Consider the following 14,718-nt stretch of genomic DNA (forward strand, 5'->3'; position numbering starts at 1 on the left):
AGAGAGAGCTTGGTAATACGGAGAGGAGAAGCCTATGAATATCTTATTTGCTACTTCCGAGGCAGTGCCGTTAGCGAAAACGGGGGGGCTTGCCGATGTTGCAGGCGCGCTCCCCAAGGTGCTTAATCAGCGCGGTCTAGATACGAGAGTAGTTATGCCTAAATATGAAGAAATTCCGTCCTCTTACACGGAACAATTCGAAAGAGTTGCAGAGTTCACGGTCGGAGTCGGCTGGCGTCGTCAATATTGTGGTTTGCTAAAAGCAGAAATTAACGGTGTCATCTATTATTTAATTGACAATGAATTTTATTTTAAGCGAAAAGGCTTGTACGGCTATGGAGATGATGCGGAACGATTTGTATTCTTCTGCTTAGCTGTAATGGAAGCTGTTCGCTATATGGATTTTCACCCTGATATTGTCCATTGTCATGACTGGCAAACCGGATTAATACCTTTTTTGCTTAAGACGAGACACTCGCTGGACCCTGTATGGGCCTATACAAAATCTGTTTTTACCATTCATAACTTGAAATATCAAGGACTGTTCGGCATTCAATTGTTAAAGGATCTGATCGGTGTAGGCGATGATATGTTCCTTACGGACAGCCTTGAATTTCATGGAGCGGGAAGCTGTATGAAGGGTGGACTTGTCTATGCGGACAAGTTGACTACCGTAAGCCATACCTATGCAGAGGAAATTCAAACCGAGTATTTTGGAGAGAGACTCCATTCCCTGCTTCAATATCGTTCGGGAGATTTAATTGGTATTGTCAATGGCATTGATGACGAAATCTTTGATCCTATGAATGATCCGGCGATTGTTGTTCCCTATCGAAATTCAATTTCTCGGAAACGAAAAAACAAGCTGGAGCTTCAACAGGAGCTGGGTTTGCCGCAATCGGAATCCGTTCCGCTTATAGGAATTGTATCTCGACTTGTTGAGCAAAAGGGCTTTGATCTGATTATGGCCACCTTCGAGGAGCTTCTTCAGGAGGATGTGCAGTTCGTTATACTTGGTGCTGGTGAAGAGCAGTATGAACGGTTTTTTAAGGATGCAGCTTGGCGCTATCCGGAGAAGGTTGCAGTATGGATTGGTTATGATGATGGACTTGCTCGCCGTATTTATGCAGGCTCGGATATGTTTGCGATGCCGTCGCAGTTCGAGCCATGCGGACTAAGCCAACTTCTAGCTTTGCGCTACCGTTCCGTGCCAATCGTTCGCGAGACTGGAGGACTTAAGGACACGGTACAAGCCTACAACGAATATACTGGCGAAGGAACTGGCTTCAGCTTCTCTAATTACAATGCGCATGAATATATGTATACCGTTCGCAGAGCATTAGCTCACTATCGTAATGAGGAAGCATGGAAGCAAATCGTGGCGAATGGCTCCAAAGAGGATTATAGCTGGAACCGTTCTGCCAAAGCCTATATATCCGTTTATACAGAACTTACAGCGCTTGGAAAGGAGAACGAATCATGGCCCGTCATCTTGTAATCGGAAACGGAAAGATGCTGCTTAATTTAGATCAGCACTGCTACATTCGCGATATATATTATCCCTACGTGGGGCAGTTGAATCATGTGGGCGGACAATATTGCCGTTTAGGTATTTGGGTTGAGGGTGTCTTTAGCTGGTTGGATGAGCCGGAGTGGAAATTTGATTTAGATTATATTGAGGACTCTTTAGTCACCAATATCGTAGCAAGGCATGAACGCTTAGGAATAGAGCTTTATATGAATGACGGCATTCACCAGCGTGAGTGTATTTATATTAAAAGGGTTGTTATTCGCAATACAAAAAATGAGGCGAAAGAGGTTCGTTTGTTCTTCCATCAGGATTTGATGATTGATGGGACAGAGGTTGGGGATACAGCCGTCTATTATCCTGAGAATCATACGCTTTATCACTACAAAAGAAATAACTATTTTATGTTCAATGGCTTCTCGGATGAAGGTGGAATGACACAATATTCCACGGGTATTAAGAGGTTTCAATCTGCTGAGGGCACATGGCGTGACGCGGAGGACGGTGTGTTAATGGGCAACTCCATTGCACAGGGCTCTGTTGACAGTACGATTAGCTTTCGAACGGTTGTACCTCCAAATGGCGATAAAACCATCTATTATTGGATGTCGATTGGTCAAAACCTTGAAGAAGTCAAAGTGTTAAACCAATACGTGCAGGATCATCATCCGGAGAAGCTGCTTAGTCGCATGGTTATTTATTGGAAGCACTGGCTTGGCCGTGCAGAAACTGATCTTGGTGATCTGTCGCCAGCTGTTGTAAAAATGTTTAAGCAAAGCTTGCTGCTTGTAAGAACTCAGGTTGACGAGCGCGGTGCTATATTGGCAGCTAATGATACTGATATTTTGCAATACAATCGTGATCATTACAGCTATATGTGGCCTCGTGACGGTGCGCTCATTGCAGAAGCAATGTCGATGGCTGGTTACCAGAGTGTTATTGCTCCATTTTTCCATTTCTGCGCGCAAGCCTTATCACCGGAAGGGTATTTATATCATAAATACAATCCGGATGGAACTGTGGGGTCAAGCTGGCATCCCTATATTGTACAAGGCAGTAGAAGGTTGCCGATTCAAGAAGATGAGACAGCACTGGTACTGTTCGCGCTATGGAGAGATTACTCCCGCAATCAAGTGATTGAGCTGCCGCAATCGTTGTACAGCAATCTCATTCGCAAGGCAGCTTCCTTCCTAAGCTCCTACATGGAGGATTCTTTATCGCTTCCAAAGCCAAGCTATGATCTATGGGAGGAGCGCTACGGAATTTGGACGTATACGGCTGCCTCTGTTTATGGCGGTTTAATGGCTGCGTCTTTCTTTACGGAGCTGTTCGGCGACTATGAGCGCAGTGATCATTATAAGAGTACCGCTGAAAAAATTAAGCATGGAATTCTTACCGAGCTTTGGGATGAAGATACTGGACGATTCGCTCGAGGACTCATTCAGAAGGATAATCGCTGGGTGAAGGATATGACACTTGAGAGCAGCTTGTTCGGTGTACTGGAATTTGGTGTTCTTCCTGTGGATGACTATCGGGTTATCCAAACGATGGAGGCCATCAAGGAAGGTCTGAAAATTAAAACAGACATTGGTGGCATCGCTAGGTACACGAATGATTACTACTTTCAACAATCTGGAGAGATTGATAAAGTGCCGGGAAATCCTTGGATCATTTGTACTCTCTGGGTAGCCAATTATGAGATTGAGTCGGCTAAGACACTTGAGGGGCTGGAAGGTCCTCGCCGAACGCTGCAATGGGTCGCTGATCATGCGCTGCAAAGCGGTTTATTACCAGAGCAGCTGAATCCTTACGACGGATCACCGCTGTCGGTTGCACCGCTCACCTGGTCGCATGCCACGGTTGTGCATAGTGTAAGTAAATATGCAGAGAAGTATAAACAGCTGCGATTGAAAGCAGAATCAAACGGATAACCATAAATATAACAACAATTGTTTTGAGGGGACTTATGCTCTTTCGCATAAGTTCCCTCTTTGCGTCCAGGATAGTTGCAAATTCACTCTATGCTTTTTTTTTTGGAAATATGAAATGGTATATTAGGAAAAAGAGAGGTATCGTATACTTATAGAGCGATGCTCTTAAAAATTAGTTTTGGTTATTGCAAAGCTGTTGGAGGCATAGAGATGAATACTAAATATGTAATCGGCGTAGATATCGGTACAACGAGTACGAAAGCTGTACTCTTTACAGTCAATGGTGTAATTATTGCAAGACACGGAATTGAATATCCATTGCATTCACCTTCTCCTGCGATAGCGGAGCAAGATCCGGAAGAAATTTTTCATGCTGTTCTGGAGACCATTGGTAGAGTTATTACAGGGAGTCAAGTCTCACCAAGTGATATTTTATGTGTTTCATTCAGCTCGGCTATGCATAGTGTTATTGCGGTAGACAAGGATGGTGTGCCTATTACTTCTTGTCTTACTTGGGCAGACAATCGAAGTATAGCTTGGGCAAATAAGATTAAAAGTGATTGGAATGGCCATGAGATTTACATGCGGACAGGGACACCGATTCACCCCATGTCTCCTCTATCGAAGCTGACTTGGCTGCGATACGAGCATCAGGAATGGTTTATTCAAACGTATAAATTTATTTCTATTAAAGAGTATGTGTTTTTTAAACTATTTGGACGTTATGTTATTGATTATTCAATGGCGTCCGCTACTGGAATGTTGAATTTAGAGAGGCTGCAGTGGGATGAAGAAGCATTAAGCATTGCTGGTGTAACGGCTGATCGGCTATCTGAGCTTGTACCGACCACTTACAAAATGGAAGGATTGAATGCTGGATATGCGCTCCGCATGTCTCTGCTTCCTACTACACCATTTGTTGTTGGAGCAAGTGATGGTGTTTTATCAAATCTTGGTGTCAATGCAATAGAACCAGGAATTGTAGCTGTAACCATAGGCACTAGCGGGGCAATACGAGCTGTAACCGACAAGCCCATTACAGATCCTAAGGGCAGAACCTTCTGCTATGCGTTGACCGAGAATCTCTGGGTTGTCGGGGGTCCAGTCAATAATGGCGGGATGATCTTCAGATGGGTTCGTGATCAGATCGGGATGGTTGAAGTGGGTGTCGCAAAAGAGCTTGGCGTTGATCCCTATGAGCTGCTTACAGAGCTGGCAGCAGGGGTAGGACCAGGATCGGATGGATTAATCTTCCATCCCTACCTCTCGGGTGAACGTGCTCCGTTATGGGATGCTAATGCGAGAGGATCATATTTTGGTCTTGGCTTGCATCATAAGAAGGCGCATCTTATTCGGGCTGCATTAGAGGGTGTTATTTATAATCTATACAGTGTGTTTTTGGTGCTTGAGGAATTGATAGGCAAGCCGAAACAAATTCAAGCGACTGGCGGTTTTGCAAGGTCTGAGCTTTGGCGGCAAATGATGAGTGATATTTTTAAACAAGAGCTGCAGGTTCCCGAAAGTATTGAGAGTTCATGTCTAGGAGCCGTTATACTTGGCTTGTATGGAATAGGGGAGATTGATTCGCTGCAAGTGGTCTCAGATATGGTTGGAGCGTCCCATTCTCATCAGCCAATTAAAGAGAATGCGGAAAGGTATGCGGAGCTCATGAGTATTTATAGTCGAGTCTCAACACTATTGACTGAGGAATACGCGAATATTGCCGCCTATCAACAAAAATGGGTCTAAGTATCAACCATTGGAAAAGCCGAGCTACGCTCGGCTTTTTTTTCTTTATCAGCTGTATTTCTTCAAATAGCTAGTTAAGGTGAGCAGGGGCCATATATAGTTGTTGCTCGGGTAGTGTACATAAACGCTGCCGGGGAGCGCTGCTCCAGTAGGATACGTAAAGGTCCAGTCTCTTCGCTGCAGCGATTGCAGGAGTGCTTCCATTCCATTCTCGAGAGCTGGTGTAGGTTTTTCCTTAACAGCTATTAGCGCGTCAAGTGCCCAGGCTGTCTGAGAAGGTGTACTTGCATACAGAGGCACGTAATGCTTCAACTTATCACTACGACAAGATTCCCCCCAGCCGCCATCCTTGTTTTGAATGGATAATAGCCAATTAATACCCTTCTCAATAGCAGGATGGTCTGCTGCTACACCAACTGTTGTCATCCCTTGAATCGCTGCTCCCGTACCATGAATGTAAGCAATTCCCCAGCGTCCATACCAGCTCCCATCCCCGGTTTGCTGCGAGAGTACCCATTGAACGGAGTCATCAATCCATGTACGGCCGAGTGTCATATGAAGCTCTTTGCCTAGAAAGCCGAGTATCCGACTCGTTAAATCAACAGTTGAGGGGTCTGTGGAAATATCTGCGGAGCCTTCGAATGTAAAAAAGCTTGCTGGCAGCTGTTTTCCTTTTCTTTCAAAAGCAGGCCAACCTCCGTCATCATTGCGCATAGCGAGCATCCAATTCAAGCCTTTTTGCCAATTGGCCGATCGTCCATTTTCACTGGTCATATAGGGCTTGATGGCTCGAAGGACAGCTGCGCTGTCATCTACGTCGGGATACATGGTATTCACATCTGAGAAGCCCCAGCCGCCAGGAGGGGTATGAGGGCTGCGTTTGCTCCAGTCGCCCAAGCGTGTCTGTTGTCTTTCCATTAAATAAGAACCAGCCTGCTGCAAGATAGATGAGCTGGAGTCCATGCCAGCTTCACTCAACGCATAGCTAATCATAGCCGTATCCCATATTTCAGAAGATGCTACCTGAAGATGCGGACGGTCCTTGCAAAGCAAGGAATGGATACCTTGCAGCAGACGATTTATGATCGGTGATTGTGCTGAATAATCAAGTGCAAGCAAGGCAAGTACCATAAGAATGGTAGCAGTAGAGAAGGTCAGCAGCGTTCCATTCGGTTCGATTCGTTGAAACATAAAGCGCTCAGCTTCCTCTAGGGCAGAATGTGAGCTTGCGGGTAGCAAACTTGCTAATGGCAGTGTAGAGAGAAATCCGCTAAGTGCTGAAATCCAGGTTGAATCATTGTTGAAAGCCTTAGTATCATCGAGGAAGAGGTCCGATAAATCTGGCATCGATGAGGTGCGACGACTGAAATTTTTATTAGATAGAATAAGAATGGGCACGAGATGCACACGAGCATGGCCGGAGAGTGAGTATAGATCAAGGCCAATGCCATGATTCGAGAAAAAAGCTTCTAAGGGTAAACGTAATAATCGCGGCCATTTCGCTTGTCCGGTTGCTGCTAATATAACTTGTGTTAACAGCGTCCGAATCTCAGCCAAGCCGCCTTGAGAAATGATAAATTGCTTGGCGCGTATCATACGTGGATCTGAAGCGGAATAGTATCCGGAATATAGCAGCGCAAAGTAAGATTCGGCGGTTGCTTCTAAATTTCCACCGGTTTCATCAGGGTATACCTTCCATGCGCCATTCATTTCCTGCTTGGATGCAATTCGCTCAGCTAGCACCGGTATTAAGGGATCATTGTTCCTCTCAAGAAGGAGCAGCAATATGGTGTAGTAGCTGTCGGTCATCGTGCCGGAGTCAAAGCATATGCGCCAGGAGCCATCATCTGATTGTTGCCTAGAGAGGCTGGCAGTCATTTCATCTATTTGTGCACGGATTCTGTTCATATCCATTAGCCGCATTCATCCTTTGCAAATGATGTTGTATCATACATATGCTGCTAAACATGTGAAATAGGTATAATGGGCAGATAATTATGTTAGGGATTGTGATAATCAAAAAGTGGAAAGTGGAGCATGAATCGGAAAATGACGTAAGAAGGAAAGAACTGTTCTTACGTCATTTCATGATCTTCTTTTAGATGATTCATAGCGTAACCATCCCTGCTAATTGCCAACAGGCGGATAGGGCTTAGGCCGCGGATATTGTCTAATATGCTTGATGCGGGACTCTCCTGTGTATCTCATACCATTTCCAGCTTGAATGCTGGAAGCAGAGCCTGTAGCAATAACTCTAATGTAACCGACAGTAATATAGGGCAAGGTATTTATTCGATTGATGCCAACGACCTCACCGTTTTCGAACTCAGAGTCGGAAAGTACAGGGAAAGGTCGATCAAATATTCGGTAGGATTCGAAGAAAACATCGCCTGAGGTCAAATGGTCCTCTTGTCGCTGAAGTGCTAGTGCGCGCAATCTGGCATTCGTTGCACCACGATCACCCATTTGAACGGCAGCGGATTGGGCTGCGCTGATGATGACTATGGCGCCGATTTTGGCTGTCCTTATTGGATAAGCATCGCAGGAACTAAGATTAATCTCCATCTTCATCACTATCGATTTGAGCTTCTCCAAGCGCATTACGGACATTTTCCGGCTGTGGAAATGGAGCTATTGGACCTACGATTATGGATTCTGGTGGCGTGTCGAACATAGAATATAAGGTGACGTAGTCCGTGTCGCCTACTTGCAGCATAGATGCACTGGATACACCAAGTATTTCAATTTGTCCAACTGTGAGAACATGATTGATTACATTAAATTCTAGCATTAAGCATTTCCTCCCGATGGTGGAGCGCCGTTTTGGAGTTGCTGCATATATGCGAGCAAAGCGGAATCGGCATCTCTCATTGTTTTGTTAAGTACATTTGCTGTCATCGTGTTCTGATCAAGCCCAGCGGAGGTTCCCTCTGAGCTGTTGCATTGCTGTAAATAGTATTGAATCCTTGTCGGAACCTGTTTGCGAATATCGTTGATAATGATTCTACGATGATAAGGATCTAGCGGCAGGCAAAGATCGTTTTCGTATGACATGAGTTTTTGAGGCGCTTCTACATCCAAATATTGATTCATTCCGCTATAGATTTCGTTGTAAGGACCGGCTTGGGGATAGGGGGCTGGTTCGGAAGAAGGAAACACTAAAGGCTTCGATACAGATACCTGCTCAATTGTACCTGGGAAGGTACTGTCTCCCATACCGGGGGTAGTCATCCCGATATTTAATGTACCGTCAAGCTTCTCTACCTTTAGCTGATCAAAATGATAGGCAATACTTTCAATATTATAAGCAGGACGCGCTTCAAGCTGATTAACCTGCTCACATAAGGCCAAAATCTTAGCTTGTAGTTTATCGAGACATTCTTGCTGTGCGTTGATCTTATTTTGCACTTCAATCGACCAGGCCTGCCAAGGTGAAAGCTCATTATTCTGCTGCATGCGACAACCTCCTTTTTTGTCTAATGAAAGAAGCAGTATTGTTATCTTGGATTTGGAAGTGGAACGAAGCTTAGCGGATTGTCTGCGCCAAGCTCTGGAGCGGGTGTTGTGAAACCGCCGCTATTGTAAAGCTGCGAAAGGGAACGAATGGACCCGGCGCTGCCAACTTGAAGAACGGAGCTATTAGATACACTATCTACACGAAGTGAATTGATCGTAATATTTTGATGAATCGTAATACTCATATGACATTTACCCCGCTGGCAACTTCATTATTCGTGCTGTCTTGTACGTCAGGATCCAAGGTGTTTGTAGCGCTCACGGCATTATTTGAATTGGTTAAGCTGCCTGTTAAGAAAGAGCCTGATCCTGCATACGTCTTTGAAGTACTGTTCGGGTTAACTTCAACGGCATCGCCAAACTGGATAATCGACCCCGAGCCAACGCTTATAATTTTGACAAAACCGACGACGGCTGGCATAAGAATCCTCCTTCATTTTGAAGTATTGTTGCTACATCCTATGCGGCATTCGCCTATAGGTTCCTTATTGTGAAGTATCCCTCTAGCAGGCATGCGCATATGATGGTAGAAGTGCTGGAAGGCAGGTGTGTGCTTGTGGCATCCAAATGGGATGATCTTGAACGGTGGATGGAAGGGCAGCAGCTGCCGAAAGGGTTTGAGGTGCTGCGAGAGCCTGAATGGGTTGAGCGGTACGTGAGAAAAATGCTTACAAAAGCACTTCCGGAAGCAGCAGGTGTAATTATCGGATCAAGTTCTGCGACTTTTTCGGAGACACCGCAATTCGTTATTGTGAAAATTAATTTACCGAACGGTTTTGAAAAAGAGAAGCTTCGTTTGTTCGTTCGCGAAGATCGAATTCGGATTGACGGATTTCCGAGCGGCAAGAGTGAGACAATCAAGCTGCCAAAGCTAGTCAAGCCGCGTGTCTGCAAAACCTTACTTAAAGAAAACGTGCTTCATGTCAAACTTCAGAAGAGAAAGACTAATCGCTCTTATCACGAACACGTTATTCGCTGGTGAATCCAGTTCCTATAGATGAAGTGAGCGCATGCGCAAGGACGCTGTGCTCTTTTTGTCACGAAATCGACAGGAGTTCCGGCTGGCTAATGGACGTATTATCCCTTATAATGTCTAGGGAACATGTACATATTAGCAAAAAGGGAGTGTGTTCGGTGTCATTAGTAGATTTGAGCAGCACATCATCTTCGTTATTCATACTCGGAATCGTTTTCATAATGCTTATATTCGGTTTGCTAAGCTTTGGCATATTGCGGATGTTTCAGCAAAAATTTCGGGCGGGCTGGTTTAGCTTCGGTGGAGCGGTTATTAGTTTTGTCGCTTTCATGTACATATTAAATAAGTGGTATCTATAGTCAGTCTATAGCTGATCACAACCGGAGGAATTTTCTTGTTCTGGACAATGATTTGGTTTTTAGTTAATTCGGTGTTCGTTATTTCTTTAATTACTTATATGTTTATGCATCGATCGTACGTGGAAGCCAAAAGGATGGCAAAGGAAGCGGAGCTAGTAAAACGTCTTGACCGTCGCCGGAAGCTGGTAGGCGGTATTAGTATTTTGTTTTTTGTGGCCATGGTTGCTAGCTTTGTTATTAATATGAGATTAAACGGTTAAGAGGCTCTCATTGACGAGAGCTTTTTTTTTCGTCATTATGGAGATAGAAACTTTTAAGTACGGGGGATCGACATATGCATACAATGGAAGACATCATACGACGCATGGCAAGTCAAGGACTGCGGATTACGGATCAAAGAAAAACACTTGCAAAGCTTTTCTCAGAAACACAGGGCTATCTTGCTCCGAAGGAAGTCTATGATTATATGGGCAAATCGTATACGGGTTTAAGTTTTGATACGGTATATCGGAATTTGCGGGTAATGGAAGAGCTGGGAGTGCTGGAGCAGGTTATTTTTGAGGATGGCGGAAAATTCAAGCTGCACTGCCGCGAGAATGATCATCACCACCATATGATTTGCTTGCAATGCGGCAAAACATATCCGATAACTTTTTGTCCAATGGATCAAACGGTTGCTCCTGAGGATTTCCAGGTCGTAAAGCATAAATTTGAAGTATTCGGCTACTGTAAGGGATGCGTGCAGGAAACGCCAAGCGAGCTGTAATGTCCAATAAACGAGTGATGCAGCGCGTGACGCAGGCTCCGATTCTTTTTTATCGCAAGTTCATTTCACCACTGACACCGCCTTCATGCCGGTATTACCCGACCTGTTCGCAGTATGCTTTAGAAGCTATTGAAAAGCACGGTGCTGCTAAGGGATCATGGCTGGCAATGAAGCGAATAGCTCGTTGCCATCCGTTTCATGCAGGAGGATATGATCCCGTACCCCCTGTGAAAGATATTGAAAAAGAAGCGCCTTGACAGAGAGGGTGTAATTTCGGTATATTTGCGATAGATGTTACCATATATCCGAGGAATGGATAAGTACAGTGGAGTACCTTTTGCAGAGAGCCGGGCAATGCGCTGTAAGCCGGTAAGGGATGCCATTTGGAAAATGGTCCGGGAGGATTCGATTTCGAGTTGCGGCATGAATGAGTGTCCAGCAAGGGAGCGACGCTAAGCTAGCGTTAACAGCGATAGCCGCCAAGCAGGCGGCACACGAAGCTTTCACGAGAGAAGCGATTTTAACTATTCTTCCGTGATTGAAATTTGGGTGGTACCGCGTGAGTTCTAACTCTCGTCCCATTATGGACGGGAGTTTTTTGCGTTTTTTTACTCTAAAACCAATGGAGGAGGGTCCTTAATGACTGAGAAAAAATCATTTTATATTACAACCCCGATATATTATCCGAGTGATAAGCTTCATATCGGACATGCATACACGACGGTGGCTGGTGATGCAATGGCCCGCTATAAGCGTCTTCGTGGTTATGATGTGTGGTATTTAACAGGAACGGATGAGCATGGCCAAAAAATCGAACGAAAAGCAAAAGAAAAGGATCAAACCCCGCAGCAATTTGTGGATGATATCGTGGTAGGTATCAAAGATCTTTGGTCGAAGCTTGAGATTTCCAATGATGATTTTATCCGTACGACAGAAGAGCGGCATAAACAAGTTGTTGAGAAAATATTTGCTCAGCTGCTGAAGCAAGATGATATTTACAAGGGTACTTATGAAGGCTGGTACTGTACGCCTTGCGAATCATTCTTCCTAGAGCGTCAGCTAAATGATGGGAAATGCCCGGACTGCGGACGTCCAGTTGAGCTTGTGAAGGAAGAAAGCTATTTCTTCCGTATGAGCAATTATGCTGACCGTTTGCTGAAGTATTATGAGGATCACCCTGATTTTATTCAGCCTGAATCCCGCAAAAATGAAATGATCAACAATTTCATTAAACCGGGTCTGGAGGATTTGGCAGTATCACGTACAACGTTTGACTGGGGTATTAAAGTTCCCGGCGATCCTAAGCATGTGATTTATGTATGGATTGACGCGTTATCCAACTATATTACAGCGCTTGGTTATGGCAATGAGGGTGCTGATGAGAAGTACCGCAACTTCTGGCCAGCAGATGTTCATCTAGTAGGGAAAGAAATTGTTCGTTTCCATACGATTTATTGGCCGATTATGCTTATGGCGTTAGACCTTCCTCTACCGAAAAAGGTGTTTGCGCATGGCTGGCTATTGATGAAGGATGGTAAAATGTCGAAATCCAAAGGTAATGTTGTCGATCCAGTCATGCTGATTGACCGTTATGGCTTGGATGCGCTTCGGTATTATTTGCTCCGCGAGGTGCCATTCGGCGCTGATGGTACGTTTACACCAGAAAATTTCGTTGAACGGATTAACTTTGATTTAGCGAATGATTTGGGTAATCTGCTTAACCGTACGGTTGCGATGATCGATAAATATTTCGATGGCGCTGTCCCAGCTTTTGCGGGTACGGTAACTGCATTTGACGAAACTTTGCAAAAACTTGCAGGCGAAACGGTTGCAACAGTTGAAGAAGCGCTTGAAAATATGGAATTCTCGGTTGCACTTTCTGCTTTGTGGCAGCTTGTGAGCCGTACAAACAAATACATTGACGAGACACAGCCTTGGACACTAGCTAAGGATGAGTCGAAGAACGGCGAGCTGGCATCGGTGATGCATCATTTGGCTGAGTCCCTTCGTATTGTTTCGATTTTGTTGCAGCCTTTCTTAACGCATGCTCCACGTGAAATGTGGAAGCAGCTAGGGCTTGAGCCGGGCGATCTAACGTCATGGGAGAGCACGAAGCAATTTGGCTTACTGCCTGGCGGAACGAAGGTTAGCAAAGGCGCACCTCTATTCCCGAGACTGGATACAGCGGAAGAGTCTGCTTTTATCGCGGCTGCAATGGGCGGCGGAGCTCAAACGGAGCAACCTGCCGAAAACGCGCCTGCTGCACCGGAAGCGGGCACAACCAGTAAGACAGTTGAACCTCCAGCAGAGACCAAAGAAGAAATTGCGATTGATGAATTCGCTAAGGTTGAGCTAAGAGTAGCGCAAGTCATTGCAGCGGAGCCCGTTCCAAAAGCTGATAAGCTGATGAAACTGCAGCTTGACCTTGGTTACGAGCAGCGTCAGGTTGTTTCGGGAATTGCGAAGTTCTATACACCTGAGCAGCTGGTTGGCCGCAAAGTCATTTGTGTAACAAACTTGAAGCCCGTCAAGCTGCGCGGTGAATGGTCACAAGGTATGATTCTTGCAGCATCGCACGGTGATCAGCTGACGCTTGCGAGTGTGCCGGAAGAGATGCCAAACGGAGCAGTTGTAAAATAAATAGCTAAGCTTCCAAGTATAATATGCTTAAAAATAGAAACAAAGAGAAGTAAGCGCTAGTGATAGCTGCGGACTTCTCTTTTTTTTATGAATTGAAAATGAATTCAAAACCTATGGTTGACAGCCCAATTCTAGCATCGTATAATACAAATCGTAATAGTAACGATTACGAACAAGAACAAAAACAGAATGGAGACTACTTAAATGATCGCAATTAAGAAATCAATTCGATTTTCAGCGCTAAGCTTGCTGCTAACAGCACTTCTTATATTTGCAGCAGCATGCGGAAACAATGCTAATAGCACTAATCAACAAGGTTCTTCAGGTCATACAACGGATTCAGATGGAAACCAAAAGATTAGTGTCGTGACTAGTTTTTACCCTTTATATTTTATTGCATCGGAAATTGGGGGAGAACATGTTAATGTAGTCAATCTCGTATCAGCTGGCGTGGAGCCGCATGATTGGACTCCAAAAAGCCGTGATTTGGAAACAGCATCCAATGCGAAATTATTTTTGTATCACGGGGCAGGCTTGGAGAGCTGGGTAGATAGTTTTCTGAAAGGCTTGTCCAAAGACAGTACAGTCATTTCGAAAGAAATGAGCGAAGGGATTACACTTATTGCAAGCTCAGAGGATGAACATGAGCATGAGCATGAAGATGGGGATGATCATGATCATGGCAATTCGGACCCCCATACGTGGAACAGTCCGAAATCAGCACTTATTATATCTGAAAATATTAAAAACAGTTTGATTGAGGTTGATGCAACTAATGCAGCAGACTATGAGAAAAACTATAATGCTCTTAAGCAAAAGCTAGAAGCACTGGATGCTGATTATACCGCTAAGCTATCACAGACGAAGGATAAAAACATTGTTACCTCTCATCAAGCTTTTGGATACTTAGCTCGTGACTATGGACTTAATCAAGTGGCTATTATGGGACTAAGCCCAGAAGCAGAGCCACGCGCTCAGGACTTGCTCGAACTAACGAAGTTTGTCAAAAAAAATGGCGTGAAATACATCTTCTTTGAAGAATTAGTCTCGGATCAGCTGGCTAAAACACTAGCTAGCGAAGCGAAAGTAGATACCATGGTGCTTAATCCATTAGAAGGTTTAACGAAGGATCAACAAAAAGCGGGAGAAACCTACCTGACCTTGATGGAACGGAACTTGCAAAATCTTGTGCAAGCATTACAATAGAACAATAAAGCATACCTGCGGGGCTAACCAAGCTCCGCATTGTTGTG

17 protein-coding genes are annotated in these 14,718 nt (G+C 44.7%); 11 read left to right on the forward strand and 6 right to left on the reverse strand.

The genetic code is table 11. From position 1 onward, the window contains the following. The first annotated feature begins 34 nt into the window (after positions 1 to 34). The 3 genes from glgA to gntK all read left to right on the forward strand — a co-directional run bounded on the left by glgA (position 35) and on the right by gntK (position 5,208). Positions 35 to 1,498 (forward strand): glycogen synthase GlgA, encoded by a 1,464-nt coding sequence (gene glgA, locus AC0YOD_RS07215; RefSeq protein ID WP_475798597.1) that lies wholly within the window; start codon positions 35 to 37, stop codon positions 1,496 to 1,498. Further along, a complete protein-coding gene (locus AC0YOD_RS07220) occupies positions 1,480 to 3,459 on the forward strand; it encodes a glycoside hydrolase family 15 protein (RefSeq protein ID WP_475798598.1) in 1,980 nt (659 codons plus the stop codon). Before glgA ends, AC0YOD_RS07220 begins: the two co-directional genes overlap by 19 nt. A 210-nt stretch (positions 3,460 to 3,669) precedes the next feature. Continuing rightward, complete coding sequence (gntK, locus tag AC0YOD_RS07225) at positions 3,670 to 5,208, forward strand: gluconokinase (RefSeq protein WP_475798599.1); 1,539 nt, start codon at positions 3,670 to 3,672, stop codon at positions 5,206 to 5,208. Positions 5,209 to 5,256: 48 nt separating this feature from the next. Here the strand turns inward: gntK and AC0YOD_RS07230 are convergent, their stop codons facing one another. The 6 genes from AC0YOD_RS07230 to AC0YOD_RS07255 all read right to left on the reverse strand — a co-directional run bounded on the left by AC0YOD_RS07230 (position 5,257) and on the right by AC0YOD_RS07255 (position 9,145). Beyond that, entirely contained in the window at positions 5,257 to 7,122 is a 1,866-nt protein-coding gene (locus AC0YOD_RS07230) for a squalene cyclase (RefSeq protein WP_475798600.1), read from the reverse strand. Between the two features lie 213 nt (positions 7,123 to 7,335). Further along, positions 7,336 to 7,779, reverse strand: a complete 444-nt coding sequence (locus tag AC0YOD_RS07235; RefSeq protein ID WP_475798601.1) for a spore germination protein GerPE — start codon at positions 7,777 to 7,779, stop codon at positions 7,336 to 7,338. Then, on the reverse strand, positions 7,763 to 7,999 hold the full coding sequence (locus AC0YOD_RS07240) for a hypothetical protein (protein ID WP_475798602.1): 237 nt from the start codon (positions 7,997 to 7,999) through the stop codon (positions 7,763 to 7,765). The genes AC0YOD_RS07235 and AC0YOD_RS07240 overlap by 17 nt, the downstream gene beginning before the upstream one ends. Further along, on the reverse strand, positions 7,999 to 8,664 hold the full coding sequence (gene gerPC / locus AC0YOD_RS07245) for a spore germination protein GerPC (protein WP_475798603.1): 666 nt from the start codon (positions 8,662 to 8,664) through the stop codon (positions 7,999 to 8,001). The genes AC0YOD_RS07240 and gerPC overlap by 1 nt, the downstream gene beginning before the upstream one ends. A gap of 41 nt (positions 8,665 to 8,705) precedes the next feature. After that, complete coding sequence (locus AC0YOD_RS07250; RefSeq protein ID WP_475798604.1) at positions 8,706 to 8,909, reverse strand: spore germination protein GerPB; 204 nt, start codon at positions 8,907 to 8,909, stop codon at positions 8,706 to 8,708. Continuing rightward, on the reverse strand, positions 8,906 to 9,145 hold the full coding sequence (locus tag AC0YOD_RS07255) for a spore germination protein (RefSeq protein ID WP_475798605.1): 240 nt from the start codon (positions 9,143 to 9,145) through the stop codon (positions 8,906 to 8,908). Before AC0YOD_RS07255 ends, AC0YOD_RS07250 begins: the two co-directional genes overlap by 4 nt. A 99-nt stretch (positions 9,146 to 9,244) precedes the next feature. On the opposite strand from AC0YOD_RS07255, the gene AC0YOD_RS07260 reads away from it, so the two are divergent. The 8 genes from AC0YOD_RS07260 to AC0YOD_RS07295 all read left to right on the forward strand — a co-directional run bounded on the left by AC0YOD_RS07260 (position 9,245) and on the right by AC0YOD_RS07295 (position 14,671). Continuing rightward, on the forward strand, positions 9,245 to 9,706 hold the full coding sequence (locus AC0YOD_RS07260) for an Hsp20/alpha crystallin family protein (protein ID WP_475798606.1): 462 nt from the start codon (positions 9,245 to 9,247) through the stop codon (positions 9,704 to 9,706). 152 nt (positions 9,707 to 9,858) lie between these two features. After that, on the forward strand, positions 9,859 to 10,059 hold the full coding sequence (locus tag AC0YOD_RS07265) for a hypothetical protein (RefSeq protein WP_475798607.1): 201 nt from the start codon (positions 9,859 to 9,861) through the stop codon (positions 10,057 to 10,059). Between the two features lie 35 nt (positions 10,060 to 10,094). Beyond that, positions 10,095 to 10,319 carry a hypothetical protein gene (locus AC0YOD_RS07270; RefSeq protein WP_475798608.1) on the forward strand — a complete coding sequence of 75 codons (225 nt, stop codon included), beginning with the start codon at positions 10,095 to 10,097 and terminating at the stop codon, positions 10,317 to 10,319. Between the two features lie 74 nt (positions 10,320 to 10,393). Then, positions 10,394 to 10,825 carry a Fur family transcriptional regulator gene (locus AC0YOD_RS07275; protein ID WP_475798609.1) on the forward strand — a complete coding sequence of 144 codons (432 nt, stop codon included), beginning with the start codon at positions 10,394 to 10,396 and terminating at the stop codon, positions 10,823 to 10,825. 17 nt (positions 10,826 to 10,842) lie between these two features. Next, the gene (gene yidD / locus AC0YOD_RS07280; RefSeq protein ID WP_475799319.1) at positions 10,843 to 11,082 is read left to right on the forward strand and encodes a membrane protein insertion efficiency factor YidD; all 240 of its coding nucleotides are present in this window, start codon (positions 10,843 to 10,845) and stop codon (positions 11,080 to 11,082) included. A gap of 34 nt (positions 11,083 to 11,116) precedes the next feature. Further along, positions 11,117 to 11,281, forward strand: coding sequence for a hypothetical protein (locus tag AC0YOD_RS07285; protein ID WP_475798610.1), 165 nt, complete (start codon positions 11,117 to 11,119; stop codon positions 11,279 to 11,281). A gap of 183 nt (positions 11,282 to 11,464) precedes the next feature. Next, positions 11,465 to 13,465 (forward strand): methionine--tRNA ligase, encoded by a 2,001-nt coding sequence (metG, locus tag AC0YOD_RS07290; RefSeq protein ID WP_475798611.1) that lies wholly within the window; start codon positions 11,465 to 11,467, stop codon positions 13,463 to 13,465. A 204-nt stretch (positions 13,466 to 13,669) separates the two neighbouring features. Next, a complete protein-coding gene (locus tag AC0YOD_RS07295; protein WP_475798612.1) occupies positions 13,670 to 14,671 on the forward strand; it encodes a metal ABC transporter solute-binding protein, Zn/Mn family in 1,002 nt (333 codons plus the stop codon). Positions 14,672 to 14,718: the final 47 nt, after the last annotated feature.

The organism is Paenibacillus sp. J31P13 (assembly GCF_056269295.1).